Below are 15428 nucleotides of genomic sequence, written 5' to 3' on the forward strand. Positions count from 1 at the left end.
AACCAAGGAGCACTGGATGAAGGTTGTCGGTTTTGCCGGGTTCTCCGGCAGTGGCAAGACCACGCTGGTCGAGCAGCTGATCCCCGAGCTGCGGCTGCGCGGGCTGCGCGTGTCGGTGGTCAAGCATGCCCACCACAGTTTCGACATCGACCACCCGGGCAAGGACACCTACCGCCACCGCGAGGCTGGCGCCTTTGAAGTGGTGGCTGCGTCGGACAAGCGGCTGATGCTGGTGCGCGAGTTCGAGCAGCCCGCCACGCTCAGCGTGCACCACCTGCTGGCCGAGCTGTACCAGGGCGTGGACTGGGTGCTGGTGGAAGGCTTCAAGGACAGCGACCTGCTCAAGGTCGAAGTCTGGCGCGCCCCCGAGCCCGGCCAGTTGGCCAAGCCCGTGCGCTACCCCGAGGACGACTTTGTGGTGGCCGTTGCCACCGATGCCGCCGCAAGCCTGCCCCAGCCCACCCAGCTGCCGCTGCTGGACCTGAACCAGCCCGCACAGGTGGTGGACTGGCTGATCGAGTACGGCCACCGCTTTGAATACAACTGGGAACTGCACGGAGGGCTGGTGCCATGCGCCCCCCAATGAAGCCCCTCAAGGCGCTGGACGACGCGCTGGCCGATCTGCTGGCCCAGGCCACGCCGCTGCCGGGCACGGACACCGTCACCACCTTCGACGCCGACGGCCGTGTGCTGGCGCAAGACTGTGTCTCGGCCCTGCAGGTGCCCCCTCAGGACAACAGCGCGATGGACGGCTACGCCGTGCGCTGCGCCGATGTGGCGGCGGCAGGGGTGGTGTTGGCCGTGTCGCAGCGCATTCCTGCGGGCAGTGCGGGCGACCCGCTGCAGCCTGGCACGGCCGCACGCATCTTCACCGGCGCGCCCGTGCCTGCAGGCGCCGATGCGATCCTGATGCAGGAGGACTGCGAGGCCCTTGCTGCCGCCGATGGCCTGGGTTCGGTGCGTGTCAACGCCGTCCCCCAGGCCGGCCAGTGGATCCGCAGCGCGGGCGAGGACATCACCCGGGGTGCTGTGGTGCTGGCGGCGGGCACGCGCCTGACCCCGGCCGAGCTGGGCCTGGCGGCCAGCATTGGCCTGCACGAACTGCAGGTGGCCCGCCGCCCGCGCGTGGCGCTGTTCTCCACCGGCGATGAACTGGTCATGCCCGGCGAGGTGCCGCCCGAGCAGATGCGCCCCGGCGCCATCTACAACAGCAACCGTTTCTTTTTGCGTGCCATGCTGCTGCGCCTGGGCTGCGAGGTCACCGACTTCGGCATCGTGCCCGACCGACGGGATGCCACCATCGCGGCCTTGCGCGATGCGAGCGCCGCCCACGACCTGATCCTGACCAGCGGCGGCGTGAGCGTGGGTGAGGAAGACCACATCAAGCCCGCCGTGGAAACGCTGGGCACGCTGGACCTGTGGCAGATCGCCATGAAACCCGGCAAGCCCTTCGCATATGGCCAGATCCCGCGCGAGGGGGGCGCCGCCCATTTCATGGGCCTGCCCGGCAACCCGGTGTCTAGCTTTCTGACCTTTGCGCTGCTCGTGCGGCCGTTTGTGCTGCGGCTGCAGGGTGTGTTGGATGTGGCTCCCCAATCCATCGCTGCCCGCGCTGATTTTGTGTGGCCCAAGGCCGACAAGCGCCGCGAATTTCTGCGCGTGCGCCACAACGCCGCAGGCGGGCTGGACCTGTTCGGCAACCAGAGCTCGGGCGTGCTCACCTCGGCCGCCTGGGGCGACGGGGTGGTGGACAACCCGGCGGGCCAGACGATTGCGGCGGGCGATACCGTGCGGTACATCGCCTTCTCGGAAATCCTGTCATGAAGATATCTGTCCGCTATTTCGCATCCATCCGCGAGGCCATTGGCACCGGGCAGGAGGGGGTGGAGACGGCCGCCGCCACGCTGGGCGCACTGCGCGACGAACTCATTGCGCGCGGCGGTGCCCATGCCGCCAGCCTGGCGCGGGGCCGGGCTGTGCGCATGGCACTCAACCAGACCCTGAGCGATGAATCCGCCCCCCTGGCCGACGGGGCCGAGGTGGCGTTTTTCCCGCCCGTTACCGGGGGCTGAGCCCAGCAGAGGCCAGGGCCTGCAGGCGCAGATTCAGCGCTTCCGATGCGCCCATCATCGGCGCCCGCAGTTCATTGCACATCTCGCCTGCATGGGCCAGCACGGCCTTCAGCGGCGCCGGGTTGGGCTCGGCAAAGCAGACCTCGATCCAGGGCAGCAAGGCCTGCCACACGCGGCGGGCTTCGCCCAGGTGGCCTGCGCGCAGCAACTCCATCAGCTCCACAAAGCGGGGTGTCTGCCAGTGCGCGCTGGCCGAGATCGCGCCCGCGCCGCCCAGGGCCAGGGTGTGGAAGATCTGCGCGTCTTCGCCCGTCAGCACCTGCAGGCGGCCATCGGCGATCAGGGCCTGTGTCTTGGCGGGGTTGCCGCCGCAGTCCTTGATGGCCTCTATGCGCGGATGTGCGGCCAGCGCCAGCAGCGTTTCGGTGCTGAGCGTGGCCCCTGTGCGGTAGGGAATGTCGTAGATGAGCACGGGTGCCTTGCTGGCATCGGCCAGGGTGCGGAACCAGTGCAGCAGGCCCTCCTGAGAGGGGCGGATGTAGTGCGGGGCCGACACCAGCAGGCCCGCCGCCGGATAGCGTGCCAGGGCCTGCACCTGCTCCAGCACCTGGCCCAGGTGGTAGCCCGACACACCCATCACCACGGGCAGGCCCTGGGCGGCCTGGAGCACCGTTTCCAGCACCTGCAGCTGCTCGGCCTTGTCCAGCGCGGCGGCTTCGCCCGTGGAGCCGCAGGCAACAAAGCCTGCCACCCCCTGGGCACGCAGCCGGGCGGTGAGGGCAGCGAGCGCCGGGTGGTCCACAGCCCCGTCCTTGAACGGCGTGACCAAGGCGATCCAGAGCCCGCTGAACAGCGGCAGCGGGGAGGGCGTGGTGGCAGTGGTTGGATTGGTAGCGGTGGCAGACATGCAAAACATCCTTTCAGGGTTCGACCAGGGGAAGAACCGTCCGGAAGGAATGCGCGCGGAATGCCGGGGAGGGAAAAGAGAAAAAAAAGAAGGTGATTTCTCTACCAGGTGGTTCCGTCGCTCATCCGGACGGAACCACAGCTCCGGTCAGATGAGCTCTGGTTTTTTGGCTTTGACCACGCACTGCAATGCCACCGCAGATGCGGCAGTCATGGCGAAGGGTGTGTGCGTGGGCATGGGGCGCAGTATAGCGAGGCCGTTGTGAAAAGCTTGTCTGAAAGCCGCCACGGCGCGGCTCTAGGGTTGTGCAGGGGCCGCAGCGGGTTGCTCGGGGATCAGCTCGGGGCAGGGCCAGTTCAGCAGCTCGGCCAGGCGGGTGGTGATCCAGGTGGCCTCGGCCACTGACACGCCCGATTCGGCCGTGCACAGCCCGGCGTGGATGCGCCGCAGGATCTCGGCCTCTGACGGGGCCTGCACGTGGTAGAGCGTCTGCGCATGCTCCACCAGGTGGCCCGCGAGGTCTTCGCACAGCTCATAGCGGGTGCGCACCACGGCGGGCTTTTCGGTCAGGCGCTGGCGTGTATCGCTGTACACCGCCATGAACGAGGGCGGTACGTGGATCTGGTTGTCGTCGTCCATGGTGCTTGTCAGTCCGGGGTGAACAGGCGCTCGAACTTGGCCTGGTCTGCCGCCAGCGCAAAGCTCACGAGCTGGCCCATCTTCATGTCCGACAGCCGACAGGCGGCAAACAATGTGGTCTTGCCAGCCAGCTCCATCACCTCCAGGTCGATGATGGCGTAGGGGGAGGGCACGAACACCTGGTGCTCGAACACCTCCTTGTGCGTATTGCGGGGCGAGGGGTAGAGCTTGTACAGCTCGGTGGTGATGGTTTGCGTGGCCATGGTGGAAAAAGGGGCTGCGGTGCGGGTACAGTGCGGGCGAATCGTACAGACAAACCCTTTTACCCCTCTATGGCACGAAACAAAAGCGAATGGCCCGCCAAGGTCCTGGCCCTGATCCAGAGCGGCAACCTGCCTGCGGCCATCGCACAGATCAAGGTGGCGCCCTCGGTGTCCGACGTGACACGTCTGCAGACCCTGCTGGCCAAGCTGCCGCCCACCCCCGCGCTGGCCCAGCTGAACAAGGTGGTGGAGGAAGAGCATGCCCTGCTCTCGGCCCCCCGGCTGCACCGCTCGCCATGAGCGCGCCGCATGCCCCCCTGCCTGAAAGCCCTGCCGCCATGAGCCTGCCCCGCGTTTCCATCCAGACCGAAGATTTCGACCTGTCCGCCGAAGTGGCGGCCCTGCGCAGCGAGAACAAGGGCGTGGGCGCGGTGTGTAGCTTTGTGGGCACGGTGCGCGACCGCAACGAAGGGGACCAGGTGGCGTCCATGGAGCTGGAGCACTACCCGGGCATGACCGAAAAATCCATCGAGGCCATGGTGGACGAAGCCTTTCGCCGCTTCGACATCTTTGGCGCCCGCGTCATCCACCGCGTGGGGCTGCTGCAGCCGCTCGACCAGATCGTGCTGGTGGCCGTGACCAGCGCCCACCGGGGCCAGAGCTTTCAGGCCTGCGAGTTCTTGATGGACTACCTCAAGACCCAGGCACCGTTCTGGAAGAAGGAAGAAACCCCCCAGGGCGCCCGCTGGGTGGATGCGCGGGTGAGCGACGACGCGGCGCTGGCGCGCTGGGGCATCACGCTGGGCAACGCGACCTGATGCGTTGTGCGCTTTGGGCGCTGGAAATTGGAAAAAATTGGCCGTCTCCGCGCTCTGGTAAAGCGTTTATAGCTATAAAAATTATAGTAACTGATGCTTGTGTGGTGGGGCAAATCACTGACGCAGGTCAACAAGGGGCCATGGGGTGGGCCAGGGAACTGTCTTGAAATCAGGCAGGCCGCGCCTCAAGTGTTCTGCAATTCGGAGGACATTCACCCATGCGTCTCGACAAATTCACCACCAAGTTCCAGGAAGCCCTGAGCGATGCCCAGAGCATTGCGCTGGGCCATGACAACGCGTACATCGAACCCGTGCATGTGCTGCTGGCCATGCTGCAGCAGGACGACGGCCCCAAGGCGCTGCTGCAACGCGCGGGCGCCAATGTGCCCGGCCTGCTCACGGCGGCCGAGGCGGCCGTCAAGCGCCTGCCCCAGGTGCAGGGCAATGACCAGGTGCAGGGCGGGCCCGAGCTGGGCCGCGTGCTGCAGGCCACCGAGAAGGAAGCTATCAAGCGCGGCGACCCCTTCATTGCGAGCGAGTTGTTTTTGCTGGCCGTGATCGACAGCAAGGGCGATGCCGCAAAGATTGCGAAGGACAACGGCCTGACCCGCAAGAGCCTGGAGGCCGCCATTGACGCCGTGCGCGGCGGCCAGAAGGTGGACAGTGCCGAGGCCGAAGGCCAGCGCGGCGCGCTCGCCAAATACTGCCTGGACCTGACCGAGCGCGCGCGCCTGGGCAAGCTGGACCCTGTGATTGGCCGCGACGACGAGATCCGCCGCGCCATCCAGGTGCTGCAGCGCCGCACCAAGAACAACCCCGTGCTCATCGGCGAGCCCGGCGTGGGCAAGACCGCCATCGTCGAAGGCCTGGCACAGCGCATCGTGGCGGGCGAGGTGCCCGAAAGCCTCAAAGGCAAGCGCGTGCTCAGCCTGGACATGGCGGCCCTGCTGGCCGGTGCCAAGTACCGGGGCGAGTTTGAGGAGCGCCTGAAGGCCGTGCTCAACGAGCTGGCCAAGGACGAGGGCCAGACCATCGTCTTCATCGACGAGCTGCACACCATGGTGGGCGCGGGCAAGGGCGAAGGCGCGATGGATGCGGGCAACATGCTCAAGCCCGCCCTGGCGCGTGGCGAGCTGCACTGCGTGGGCGCCACTACGCTGGATGAGTACCGCAAGTACATCGAGAAGGATGCGGCACTGGAGCGCCGCTTCCAGAAGATCCTGGTGGGCGAGCCGAGCGTCGAGGCCACCATCGCCATCCTGCGCGGCCTGCAGGAGAAGTACGAGGTGCACCATGGCGTGGACATCACCGACCCGGCCATCGTGGCTGCGGCCGAACTGTCCAACCGCTACATCACCGACCGCTTTCTGCCTGACAAGGCGATCGACCTGATCGACGAGGCGGCGTCCAAGATCAAGATCGAGATGGACTCCAAGCCCGAGGTCATGGACCGCCTGGACCGCCGCCTGATCCAGCTGCAGATCGAGCGCGAGGCCGTGCGCCGCGAGAAGGATGAGTCTTCGCAAAAGCGCTTTGCGCTGATCGAGGAAGAGATCGCCAAGCTGCAAAAGGAGATCGCCGACTACGACGAGATCTGGCAGTCCGAAAAAGCCCAGGCGCAGGGCAGTGCCCATGTGCGCGAGGCCATCGACAAGCTCAAGTTCCAGATCGAAGAGTTCACCCGCAAGGGCGACTTCAACAAGGTGGCCGAGCTGCAGTACGGCAAGCTGCCTGAGCTGGAAAAGCAGCTCAAGGAAGCCCAGGCGCAAGAGGCTGGCAAGGACGGTGCCCCTGCCGCGCGCCGCCTGCTGCGCACCCAGGTGGGTGCCGAAGAAATCGCCGAGGTGGTGAGCCGTGCCACCGGCATCCCCGTGTCCAAGATGATGCAGGGCGAGAAGGACAAGCTCTTGCAGATGGAAGACAAGCTGCACGAGCGCGTGGTGGGCCAGCAAGAAGCGATTGCCGCCGTGGCCAACGCCATCCGCCGCTCGCGCTCGGGCCTGTCCGACCCCAACCGCCCCACGGGCTCGTTCCTGTTCCTGGGCCCCACGGGCGTGGGCAAGACCGAGCTGTGCAAGGCGCTGGCGGGCTTCTTGTTCGACAGCGAAGACCACCTGATCCGCATCGACATGAGCGAGTTCATGGAGAAGCATTCCGTGGCCCGCCTGATCGGCGCGCCGCCTGGCTACGTGGGCTATGAGGAGGGCGGCTACCTGACCGAGGCCGTTCGCCGCAAGCCCTACAGCGTGCTGCTGCTCGACGAGGTGGAAAAAGCCCACCCCGACGTGTTCAACGTGCTGCTGCAGGTGCTGGACGACGGCCGCCTGACCGATGGCCAGGGCCGCACCGTGGACTTCAAGAACACGGTGATCGTGATGACGAGCAACATTGGCTCGCACCTGATCCAGGCGATGGTCGGGCAGGACTCACAGGACATCAAGGACGCGGTGTGGGGCGAGCTGAAAAACCATTTCCGGCCCGAGTTCTTGAACCGCATCGACGAGACGGTGGTGTTCCACGCGCTGGATGCGCAGCACATTGCGTCCATCGCCAAGATCCAGTTGCAGCTGCTGCAATCCCGGTTAGCCAAGATGGATTTGGAGCTGCAGGTGTCCGACGCCGCCTTGGCAGAATTGGCCAAGGTGGGGTTCGATCCCGTGTTCGGTGCGCGGCCGCTCAAGCGGGCGATCCAGCAGCGCATCGAGAATCCGCTGTCGAAGTTGCTGCTCGAAGGGCGATTCCCGCCCAAGAGCGTGATTCCGGTCACCGTCAATCCGGTGCTGGAGCCGGGCGTGTTCCAGTTCGGCGTGGCCGAGCGGGGATGAGCCCGGCGGGGAAGGGTGAGCTTTGCCCTTTCCCCAAGATGTGAAGGAGAGGTGTCGTTTGAATGAATTTGTTGCAGGCCTTGTGCGCCTGCTGCTGCGTGTTGTGGTCCTGGCCATGGGGCTGGTGCTGTTTGCCAGCCTGCTGGTGGCGGCCCTGGTGCTGGCGCTGGTGTGGATGCTGCGCGCAGGCTGGGCGCGCCTGACGGGCAAGCCTGTGACTCCTTGGGCCATGCGCATGGACCCCCGCACGGGTTTCAGCACCGTGTTCCGCTCTACCGAGCGTTGGTCGTCTGGCCGCCGTGGCGCAGGAGCGCCAGACGCGGGCGGCGATGCAGCGGCATCGCGCCGGGGCGGTATCCTGCCGGGATCTGCCGAAGTCACCGACGTCGAAGCGCGCGAAGTGCGCTGAGAGTGGCTGCCGGGACGCACCCTCAGGGCGTTTACCCTGTGGGTGCGTTCGTTTTTTCGTGACACGCCCTGATCCATGACACCTGCCGATATCCACGCCCATTTCGACTCACAACGCCAGGCTAGCCGCGCGCAGGTGGATGTGCCCCTGCTGGTGCGCCGCGAGCGCTTGCTGCGCCTGTCCAAGATGCTCGACGAGCATGGCCCCGTGCTGGCCGCAGCGGTGCAGGCCGACTTTGGCATGCGCTCGCCGCGCCTGACCGAGGTGGCCGACTTCTTTGTGCTGCGCGCACTGCTGTCGCACACGCTGCGCCACCTAGCGAAGTGGACCAAACCCCAGAAGGTGCGCACGCCGCTGTATCTGCAGCCCGCCCATGCCTTCATCCAGCGCCAGCCGCTGGGTGTGGTGGGCGTGATTGCGCCGTGGAACTACCCGGTGCAGCTGGCCCTGGCGCCCGCCATCACGGCGCTGGCAGCGGGCAATCGGGTGATGCTCAAGCCCAGCGAGCTCACGCCCCACACCTCGGCCCAGCTGGCGGCCCTGGTAGCCCAGTTTTTTACCCCTGACGAGTTCTGTGTGGTGCAGGGCGATGCCAACTTGTCGGCGCTGTTTGCCTCACTGCCGTTCGACCACCTGGTGTTCACCGGCTCCACAGCCGTGGGGCGCAAGGTGGCGCAGGCGGCGGCGCAGCACCTCACGCCCACCACGCTGGAGCTGGGCGGCAAGTCCCCTTGCATCATCGACGGCCACTGCAACATGCAGGACGCGGCGCTCAAGATCGCCCACGGCAAGTTGCTGAATGCCGGGCAGACCTGCATCGCACCCGACTACGTTTTGCTGCCTCGGGGGCGCGAGGGCGAATTTGCGCAGGCCTACCGCGCAGCGGTGGCCCGCCTGTTCCCCACCATCGAGGGCAACGCCGACTACGCCTCCATCATCACCCCGCGCCACCATGCGCGCCTGCGCACCATGCTGCAGCAGGCCCAGACCCAGGGGGCCGAGGTGCAGACCATCGACCCGGCCGCAGGCAAGCCCGTGATCCACACGGTGGGCACGCTGGGCGACGGCGCCAGCCGCCAGATGCTGCCCACGCTGGTGTTTGGCGCCACCTCCCAGATGCAGCTCATGCAGGAGGAAATTTTTGGCCCCATCCTGCCGGTGATCTCGTACGAGCGGCTGGATGACGCCATTGCCCACATCAACACCGGGCCGCGCCCGCTGGCGCTGTACTGGTTTGGCGACAGCGAGGCCGTGCGTGACGACGTGCTGCGCCGCACCGTGAGTGGCGGCGTGACGGTGAACGACACGTTGATGCACATTGCCCACGACAACCTGCCCTTTGGCGGCGTGGGCGACAGCGGCTGGGGCGCCTACCACGGTGAGCAGGGCTTTCTGCGCTTTTGTCACCAGAAGTCGGTGCTGGTGCAGTCGCGCTGGGCGATGGGCGCGCTGTTCTACCCGCCCTATGGCGCCCGGTTCGACCAGGTCATGGGTTTGTTGCGCCGCTGGCTGTAGCCGTCGTGGGGGGCTCGCTCTCTGGGCTCTCTTGCACTTGGGCGTTTGACGCTGCGGTCCCACCGTCCGGCGGGGCCGGGGGGCGGGTGATGAGCTGCACGATGGCATCGCGCAGCTGGCCGGTGGACACCGGTTTGTGCAGCAGCAGGGCCGAGGTGGACTGCGCATCGCGCAGGCGCTGAGGCGAGGTGTCTCCCGTCATGATGATGGCGGGCACAGGCGTGCCCAGGTAGGTGCGCAGCGCCTGCAGCACCTGCTTGCCGGTCTCTTCGTGGCGCAGGCGGAAGTCCGTGATGATGATGTCGGGGGTCACGTCTTCCAGCGCCTCCAGTGCATCGGCGCTGGACTCGGCCGTGAGGCACTGGCAGCCCCAGCTTTGCAGCAGTGATTGCATGCCCAGGCGCACCGCCTCGTCATCGTCGATGGCCAGCACCTTCAACCCCGCCAGGCTGCGGGCCGGGGGCGTGGGGCTGGCATCGTCCTCCAGCGCGCCCTGCCAGCGGTCCAGCCACAGCCGGAACACCGAGCCCCGGCCGGGGTGCGAACGCAGCTCCACCGAAGTCTTCATCTCGCGCGCCAGCCGCTGCACGATGGCCAGGCCCAGGCCCAGGCCCTTGCGCCGGTCGCGCTCGGGGTTGCCGAGCTGGTGGAACTCCTTGAAGATGTCTTCCCACTGGTGCACGGGGATGCCCGCCCCGGTGTCCCACACCTCCAGCGCCAGTCGCTTGCCGCGCGTGCGGCAGGCAATGAGCACACCGCCGCGCGCGGTGTAGCGCAGTGCGTTGGAGATGAAGTTGTGCATCACCAGCCCGACCAGCGAGCGGTCGGCAAAGGCGGCGGCCGAGGTCTCGCGGGTGCGGTACACCAGCCCCGCCGTGTCGGCCTGCACGCCGAATTCCTGCTCCAGCGCCGTGAGCAGCGGCTGCACGGCAAACGCCGCTGGCCGCACCTTCACCACACCCGCTTCCAGCCGCGAATAGTCCAGCAGCGTGGTGAGCATTTCGGCTGCCGCGCCCGAGGCGGCGTGCGCGTGCTGGAGCACCGTGCGCTGGTGGTCGTTGAGCGGGCTGCGCTGCAGCGATTCGAGGAAGAGCCCCATGGCATGCAGGGGCTGGCGCAGGTCATGGCTGGCGGCCGCCAGAAAACGCGATTTGTCGCGGTCGGCCTGCTCGGCGGCCCCTTGTGCCGCCAGGGCGCGCTGGGACTCGGCGCGCAGCTCGTTCACCAGGCGCTCGTTTTCGAGTTTGAGCGCGATGCTGCGCCGCGTGGCCCGGTCGGCGGTGCGGGCCTGCAGGCAGGTCAGCGCGTAGTACACGCCGCTCAGGAACAGCGCAGGCCACATCACGGGCCCGCCGGCCAGCGCCACGGCCGTCATCACCCCGCCGATGGCGCTGGTGAGGTAGGTGACATAGGCCCGGTACAGCGGCGCCCCCAGGCCCAGTGCGCCGGACGAGACCGTGCTGATGATGCCGATGGCATAGATCACGCTGTCGGAGGTGCCCCAGTACAGCACCACATAACCCAGGCTGCCCCAGCTCAGCCCCATGGCGGCCATGCAGGCAATCAGCTTGCGCGCGGCTTGGGGGGCCGGGTCGGAGAAGGGGGAGATGCTGCGCAGCGTGAGGTAGACACCCGCAACCACCAGCGCGTGGGTGGCCAGCCAGACGGTGGTGGCCTGCGTGTCGGCCACGCGGGCCATGACCCACAGGGTGCCCAGCGCGGTGGCCAGAGACGCCAGCAGCGTCATCGGGAAGTTTTGCCGCAGCAGGGCTACTTGCTCGCGCAGCACCTCGTCGCGTTCCCACACGGGCCAGCCCCAGCGGGTGGGGGGCTGGGCGCCTGGGGGCTCGGGCGCGGTGTCAGAGGGGGTCATGGAGCTGTGGTGTAGACAGGCCCAGGCGCTGCGCGGCCAGCAGCGCGGCGCTGCGGCTGTTTACGCCCAGCTGCGAAAAGATGGCGGCCACATGCACACGCACCGTGTTTTCGCTCAGGCCCAGGTCGCGGGCGATCACCTTGTTGGGTTTGCCGGTGCACAGCAGCGAGAGCACATCGAGTTGGCGCGCCGTGAGCGAGGGCGCATCGGGCCCGCGCGTGGTGGCGCTGTTGCCGCTGTTGATCGGGAAGCAGGGCTGGCCCGACAGCGCGCAGGTGATGGCCTCCAGGATGTCTTCGGCATTGGCCGATTTGGGCAGAAAACCGTCGGCGCCCCGGGCCCGCGCCTCGTGGACCGCATCGGGCGCCACGCTGGCGGACACCAGCACGATGCGGGCCTGGGGACAGGCCTGGCGCACCAGGCGCAGGCCGTCCAGGCCACTCATGCCGGGCAGCTGGATGTCGAGCAGCACCAGGTCGATGTCGGCCTGCTGCAGTGCACAGGCGTCGGCAATCGAGCCCGCCTCGGCAATCGTGCCCACGCTGGGATGGTCCTGCACGATCAGGCGCAGCCCGGTGCGGAACAGGGCGTGGTCGTCCACCAGCAGCAGGCGGGCATTCGTCCGGGCACTTTGGAGGGCACTCATTGGGCAAGTATTGCGCACAACCGGGTGTTGCGGGCTAGTCCATTTGTGCGATGGACGCAGGCTAGGTCACTTTCTAGACTTTCCGTCAAGCATTGAAAAGCACGTTGAACAGATTTCTGGAGTGCCCGCCGATGCGCAAACCTTCGTCTTCCACCTCGTTTTCAAAGGGCTTCCTATGACCACCAATGCGCTGATCCACGGTTCCACCCCTTCTGCAAGTGCCCATCGGGGGGGCGAGCGGCGACCGGCCGCCCCTGCGGGCGCCGGCCTCGGGGGCAATACGCTGGCACAGATCATGGAAGAAAACTGCCCCGACATGCTGGCCGCCGCAGGGGTGGTGATCGAGCACCTGGATGCCCAGGCCGGAGCCTGGCAGTTTTCTGCCGACCAGGGGCAGACCTGGCGCGCCATCCGCACCGACCTCATCAACCGCCCAGGCAACCTGGGCCTGGCACTGGACCGCGATGCGCGTCTGCGGGTGCTGCCCTTTGGCGGCCACCGGGTGACGGGCGCACGGGTGGCTTTCCATGCCGTGCAGCGCAGCCACGGGCAAGGCAACGGCAGCTACCGCGCCTATGCCCCGGACGAGCGGGACGGCGGCTCGCGCACCGTGACGCTGGTGCTCAGCCTCGCGGCCATCAACGGCGCACCGCCCGTGGTGCATGTGCCGCGCCCGCGCAACAAGCGGGCCATGGTGCAGCGTGCGGCGGCCTCGGTGGGGGTGGGCGCTGCGCTGTCGGGCTCGATGGCCATGGCCTGAACCATGCGGCAGAGCGGGGCCGGGTGCCCGGCCGTGCATGCCACAAACACCGCATTTTGGGGAGCGAAGCCGAACGTTTGACGAGGACAAAACAGGGGCCTCTGGAGGGCAAAAAACCGTTTGCGGCGACAATGCCGACCTTTCGCATTTTCATTCCCTGTTTTCGTTCGGTTTTTTCATGTCCAGTATCCAGGTTCGTCCCGCCACGCTTCGCGATGCAAAAGCCATCGCCCAGATCCACACCGTCTCCGCCCAAGAGGCTTACAAAGGGCTGGTGCCAGACGAGCAGTTGAAATCCATGTCGTCGGTCGAAAAGCGCCAGGCCTACTGGCGCGAGGCCATTGAGTATTGCGAGCCCCAGGTGCAGGTGGCGGTGGACGGCGAGAAGATCGTCGGCTTTGTCGGCTACGACCGCTCGCGCGATGAGAAGTCCCGCCCCACCACGGGTGAAATCTGGGCCATCTACGCTGCGCCCACCCACTGGAACCAAGGCGTTGGCCTGGCGCTGTGGGACGCCGCCCGCGACGGCCTGCACGAAGAAGGCTGCACCAACGTCACAGCATGGGTGCCGCTGCGCAACGAGCGCGCCATTCGTTTCCACGAAATGGCGGGCTTCAAGCAAGAACTCTCTACCGCCAAGACCAATGTGATTGGCGGCGTGAAGATCGAAGAAGTGCGCCTGAAACGGCCCATCAACGCATAGGCCACACGATGATTGAATGGAGCCGCCAGGGCCAGACACAACAAGCCCAGTGGCGCTCCGAAGCTGGCGCCCCGGCGCCGCGCCGGGTGGTCACCGCCGACGACACCTTGCCCGCCGACACGGCCTACCGCATGGCCTGTGAAGGCACAGGCCTGCTGTGGCAGGGCGATTTCCAGAACGCCCGGCACCTGCTGCAGGCGCTCATGCGGCGTGCGGATTCCAAGACCGGCAAACACCGCCGCTCGGCTGCCAAGGCCGCCCAGAAGGCTGCAGTGGCCACGCCTTCCGAGGCTTTTCACCTGCACCGCCAGGCCCAGGCGCAGCGTGCGCGGGTGCTGGCGTCCATCCTGATCCCGCTGGAAGGCGACTACAGCATCGCGCTGCGCCGCGCGCCCGACTGGCGCGAGGCCTGCACCCAGGCCTGGGGGCCTGCCACCGGTGAGCGCTGCGTGGCCACGCTGCGCGAGCTGCTGGGCCTGGTGGGTGCCTACGAATGGCGTAAGAAGGGGGTGGAGGTGCCCGCGCTGGGCGCAGCGCCCCGCGACCGGATCCATCCGCACTACGGCGTTTTCTCGCCCGTGCGGGGCGAGTATGTGGACCTGGTGGCCAGCACCCCGCTGCCCAGCCAGGCGTTGGCCTTTGACATTGGCGTGGGCACGGGCGTGTTGTCTGCCGTGCTGGTGCGCCGGGGTGTCCAGCGGGTGGTTGCGACCGACCAGGACCCCCGGGCCCTGGCCTGCGCACGCGACAACCTGCAGCGCCTGGGGGTGCTGCCCCAGGTTGAACTGCTGCAGACCCATCTGTTTCCGCCCGGCCGTGCGCCGCTGGTGGTGTGCAACCCTCCCTGGGTGCCAGCGCGCGCCAGCTCGCCCATCGAACACGCCGTGTACGACGAAGGCAGCCGCATGCTGCGGGGTTTTCTGGCGGGGCTGCCCGAGCACCTGGAGTCTGGCGGCGAGGGCTGGCTGATCCTGTCGGACCTGGCCGAACATCTGGGCCTGCGCCCGCGCGAACAACTGCTGGGCTGGATTGCCGAAGCAGGCCTGGTGGTCCGGGGGCGGCACGATGTCAAGCCGGTCCACGCCAAGGCGGCCGATGCGGGGGATGCCCTGCATGTGGCGCGGGCGGCGGAGGTGACTTCGCTCTGGCGGCTGGCTGCAGCCGCCTGAGGCTGGAGTTTCAGAGCTTCAGCCCTCCAGCAGTGCGGGCTGCGTGGCGGCATAGACGCCGGGCGCGGCCCCGGGGGCACGTGGCAGCAGTTGCTCCAGCCGCTCGCGCAGGCTGGCGGCGCGTTCAGTGCCTGCGGCCAGGGCCACTTCCTCGAACATGGCATCTCCCACGTCCAGCATGCTGGTGCGGTCCCGCGCGGTGCGCAGGGCCTCGCGAAAATGCTGTGCCAGCACCGGGTCGCGGCGGGCAAACAGCCGCTCGCAGGTGTCGAACAGGTACATGCGCGCACCGGCGAGCGAGCGCAGGGATTCACCCGGCTCCGGCCGCTCGATGGACGGGGCTTGGCTGGTGGCCTCCGCCTCAGCGGGTGAGGGGAGGGGGGCTGTGGAGGGCGTGGGCAGCTCGGCCGGGCCCGTCAGGTAGCCCTGGCGCATGAGGTTGTCCACAATCTGCGCGCCGATGCCGTTGTACATAGCCTGCAGGTCGGACAGCGGTTTGCCGTCGGCCAGCAGCAGCAGCGAGCGTTCGCGCAGGCTCAGGGTGCGTACGCCGGGCGATAGCTCCTGGCGGGCTTTGTCGGTCTTTTGTAGCAGCATGGGGGGCTCCGTTCGGGCACGAATGCCCGCCATTGCAGCCGCCCCCCATGACGCCGTGATGACCCTTTGCCGCACAATCCGGGGGCTTTGCCCTGTGGCGTTTGGCCGAAGACTGAGATTTGCTCACTTTTTGATAGCTATAAAAGCATATCCATCAGGCGAAAGCGCTTGTTTTTATTCATATTCTTAGGGCTGTGCCGTGTGTGCGCGGCCCTGCACCGCCCCCGACCGC

The 15428-nt window shown here is 67.3% G+C and carries 17 protein-coding genes; 11 read left to right on the forward strand and 6 right to left on the reverse strand.

The genetic code is table 11. From position 1 onward, the window contains the following. Positions 1-16 precede the first annotated feature (16 nt). The 3 genes from mobB to moaD are packed head-to-tail and all read left to right on the forward strand — an operon-like array spanning position 17 to position 2072. The gene (gene mobB, locus AvAM_RS05995; protein ID WP_137746231.1) at positions 17-586 is read left to right on the forward strand and encodes a molybdopterin-guanine dinucleotide biosynthesis protein B; all 570 of its coding nucleotides are present in this window, start codon (positions 17-19) and stop codon (positions 584-586) included. Then, entirely contained in the window at positions 571-1824 is a 1254-nt protein-coding gene (glp, locus tag AvAM_RS06000) for a gephyrin-like molybdotransferase Glp (RefSeq protein ID WP_137746232.1), read from the forward strand. The genes mobB and glp overlap by 16 nt, the downstream gene beginning before the upstream one ends. Beyond that, positions 1821-2072, forward strand: a complete 252-nt coding sequence (gene moaD, locus AvAM_RS06005; RefSeq protein WP_137746233.1) for a molybdopterin converting factor subunit 1 — start codon at positions 1821-1823, stop codon at positions 2070-2072. The genes glp and moaD overlap by 4 nt, the downstream gene beginning before the upstream one ends. Here the strand turns inward: moaD and dapA are convergent. The 3 genes from dapA to AvAM_RS06020 form a co-directional block, all read right to left on the reverse strand. Next, positions 2059-2979 (reverse strand): 4-hydroxy-tetrahydrodipicolinate synthase, encoded by a 921-nt coding sequence (gene dapA, locus AvAM_RS06010; RefSeq protein ID WP_137746234.1) that lies wholly within the window; start codon positions 2977-2979, stop codon positions 2059-2061. The two genes, moaD and dapA, sit on opposite strands and share 14 nt — an antisense overlap. Before the next feature lie 297 nt (positions 2980-3276). After that, on the reverse strand, positions 3277-3618 hold the full coding sequence (locus AvAM_RS06015) for a hypothetical protein (protein WP_137746235.1): 342 nt from the start codon (positions 3616-3618) through the stop codon (positions 3277-3279). 8 nt (positions 3619-3626) lie between these two features. Further along, positions 3627-3881, reverse strand: a complete 255-nt coding sequence (locus AvAM_RS06020) for a hypothetical protein (RefSeq protein ID WP_137746236.1) — start codon at positions 3879-3881, stop codon at positions 3627-3629. A gap of 69 nt (positions 3882-3950) precedes the next feature. On the opposite strand from AvAM_RS06020, the gene AvAM_RS06025 reads away from it, so the two are divergent. From AvAM_RS06025 to AvAM_RS06045, 5 genes are all read left to right on the forward strand, one after another. Beyond that, positions 3951-4181, forward strand: a complete 231-nt coding sequence (locus AvAM_RS06025; RefSeq protein WP_137746237.1) for a hypothetical protein — start codon at positions 3951-3953, stop codon at positions 4179-4181. A gap of 38 nt (positions 4182-4219) precedes the next feature. Further along, positions 4220-4699 carry a molybdenum cofactor biosynthesis protein MoaE gene (locus AvAM_RS06030; protein WP_137746238.1) on the forward strand — a complete coding sequence of 160 codons (480 nt, stop codon included), beginning with the start codon at positions 4220-4222 and terminating at the stop codon, positions 4697-4699. A gap of 218 nt (positions 4700-4917) precedes the next feature. Beyond that, on the forward strand, positions 4918-7524 hold the full coding sequence (gene clpB, locus AvAM_RS06035; protein WP_137746239.1) for an ATP-dependent chaperone ClpB: 2607 nt from the start codon (positions 4918-4920) through the stop codon (positions 7522-7524). A 58-nt stretch (positions 7525-7582) separates the two neighbouring features. Further along, on the forward strand, positions 7583-7933 hold the full coding sequence (locus AvAM_RS06040; RefSeq protein WP_137746240.1) for a hypothetical protein: 351 nt from the start codon (positions 7583-7585) through the stop codon (positions 7931-7933). Positions 7934-8008: 75 nt separating this feature from the next. Beyond that, on the forward strand, positions 8009-9448 hold the full coding sequence (locus AvAM_RS06045; protein ID WP_137746241.1) for a coniferyl aldehyde dehydrogenase: 1440 nt from the start codon (positions 8009-8011) through the stop codon (positions 9446-9448). Here AvAM_RS06045 and AvAM_RS06050 read toward each other — a convergent pair. Together AvAM_RS06050 and AvAM_RS06055 are read right to left on the reverse strand one after the other, a co-directional pair. Then, complete coding sequence (locus AvAM_RS06050) at positions 9420-11321, reverse strand: ATP-binding protein (RefSeq protein ID WP_249367965.1); 1902 nt, start codon at positions 11319-11321, stop codon at positions 9420-9422. The genes AvAM_RS06045 and AvAM_RS06050 overlap by 29 nt on opposite strands. After that, positions 11308-11967, reverse strand: a complete 660-nt coding sequence (locus tag AvAM_RS06055) for a response regulator transcription factor (protein ID WP_137746242.1) — start codon at positions 11965-11967, stop codon at positions 11308-11310. Before AvAM_RS06055 ends, AvAM_RS06050 begins: the two co-directional genes overlap by 14 nt. Before the next feature lie 175 nt (positions 11968-12142). On the opposite strand from AvAM_RS06055, the gene AvAM_RS06060 reads away from it, so the two are divergent. The 3 genes from AvAM_RS06060 (at position 12143) to AvAM_RS06075 (ending at position 14599) form a co-directional block, all read left to right on the forward strand. Next, positions 12143-12727, forward strand: coding sequence for a hypothetical protein (locus tag AvAM_RS06060; RefSeq protein ID WP_137746243.1), 585 nt, complete (start codon positions 12143-12145; stop codon positions 12725-12727). Positions 12728-12905: 178 nt separating this feature from the next. Beyond that, complete coding sequence (locus tag AvAM_RS06070; protein ID WP_137746244.1) at positions 12906-13430, forward strand: GNAT family N-acetyltransferase; 525 nt, start codon at positions 12906-12908, stop codon at positions 13428-13430. 8 nt (positions 13431-13438) lie between these two features. Next, on the forward strand, positions 13439-14599 hold the full coding sequence (locus AvAM_RS06075) for a class I SAM-dependent methyltransferase (protein ID WP_137746245.1): 1161 nt from the start codon (positions 13439-13441) through the stop codon (positions 14597-14599). 18 nt (positions 14600-14617) lie between these two features. Here AvAM_RS06075 and AvAM_RS06080 read toward each other — a convergent pair whose 3' ends face one another. Next, positions 14618-15196 carry a hypothetical protein gene (locus AvAM_RS06080; RefSeq protein WP_137746246.1) on the reverse strand — a complete coding sequence of 193 codons (579 nt, stop codon included), beginning with the start codon at positions 15194-15196 and terminating at the stop codon, positions 14618-14620. Positions 15197-15428 lie beyond the last annotated feature (232 nt).

Origin of the sequence: Acidovorax sp. NB1 (genome assembly GCF_005405905.1) — a bacterium.
Lineage (GTDB): Bacteria > Pseudomonadota > Gammaproteobacteria > Burkholderiales > Burkholderiaceae_C > Acidovorax.

Bases quoted from the DNA above. Each gene is read 5' to 3' on its own strand.
- clpB (WP_137746239.1), top strand. From the start codon at position 4,918: ATGCGTCTCGACAAATTCACCACCAAGTTCCAGGAAGCCCTGAGCGAT.
- mobB (WP_137746231.1), top strand. From the start codon at position 17: ATGAAGGTTGTCGGTTTTGCCGGGTTCTCCGGCAGTGGCAAGACCACG.
- AvAM_RS06055 (WP_137746242.1), bottom strand. From the start codon at position 11,967: ATGAGTGCCCTCCAAAGTGCCCGGACGAATGCCCGCCTGCTGCTGGTG.
- AvAM_RS06050 (WP_249367965.1), bottom strand. From the start codon at position 11,321: ATGACCCCCTCTGACACCGCGCCCGAGCCCCCAGGCGCCCAGCCCCCC.
- AvAM_RS06080 (WP_137746246.1), bottom strand. From the start codon at position 15,196: ATGCTGCTACAAAAGACCGACAAAGCCCGCCAGGAGCTATCGCCCGGC.
- AvAM_RS06020 (WP_137746236.1), bottom strand. From the start codon at position 3,881: ATGGCCACGCAAACCATCACCACCGAGCTGTACAAGCTCTACCCCTCG.
- AvAM_RS06015 (WP_137746235.1), bottom strand. From the start codon at position 3,618: ATGGACGACGACAACCAGATCCACGTACCGCCCTCGTTCATGGCGGTG.
- glp (WP_137746232.1), top strand. From the start codon at position 571: ATGCGCCCCCCAATGAAGCCCCTCAAGGCGCTGGACGACGCGCTGGCC.
- AvAM_RS06045 (WP_137746241.1), top strand. From the start codon at position 8,009: ATGACACCTGCCGATATCCACGCCCATTTCGACTCACAACGCCAGGCT.
- AvAM_RS06030 (WP_137746238.1), top strand. From the start codon at position 4,220: ATGAGCCTGCCCCGCGTTTCCATCCAGACCGAAGATTTCGACCTGTCC.
- moaD (WP_137746233.1), top strand. From the start codon at position 1,821: ATGAAGATATCTGTCCGCTATTTCGCATCCATCCGCGAGGCCATTGGC.
- dapA (WP_137746234.1), bottom strand. From the start codon at position 2,979: ATGTCTGCCACCGCTACCAATCCAACCACTGCCACCACGCCCTCCCCG.
- AvAM_RS06075 (WP_137746245.1), top strand. From the start codon at position 13,439: ATGATTGAATGGAGCCGCCAGGGCCAGACACAACAAGCCCAGTGGCGC.
- AvAM_RS06025 (WP_137746237.1), top strand. From the start codon at position 3,951: ATGGCACGAAACAAAAGCGAATGGCCCGCCAAGGTCCTGGCCCTGATC.
- AvAM_RS06070 (WP_137746244.1), top strand. From the start codon at position 12,906: ATGTCCAGTATCCAGGTTCGTCCCGCCACGCTTCGCGATGCAAAAGCC.
- AvAM_RS06060 (WP_137746243.1), top strand. From the start codon at position 12,143: ATGACCACCAATGCGCTGATCCACGGTTCCACCCCTTCTGCAAGTGCC.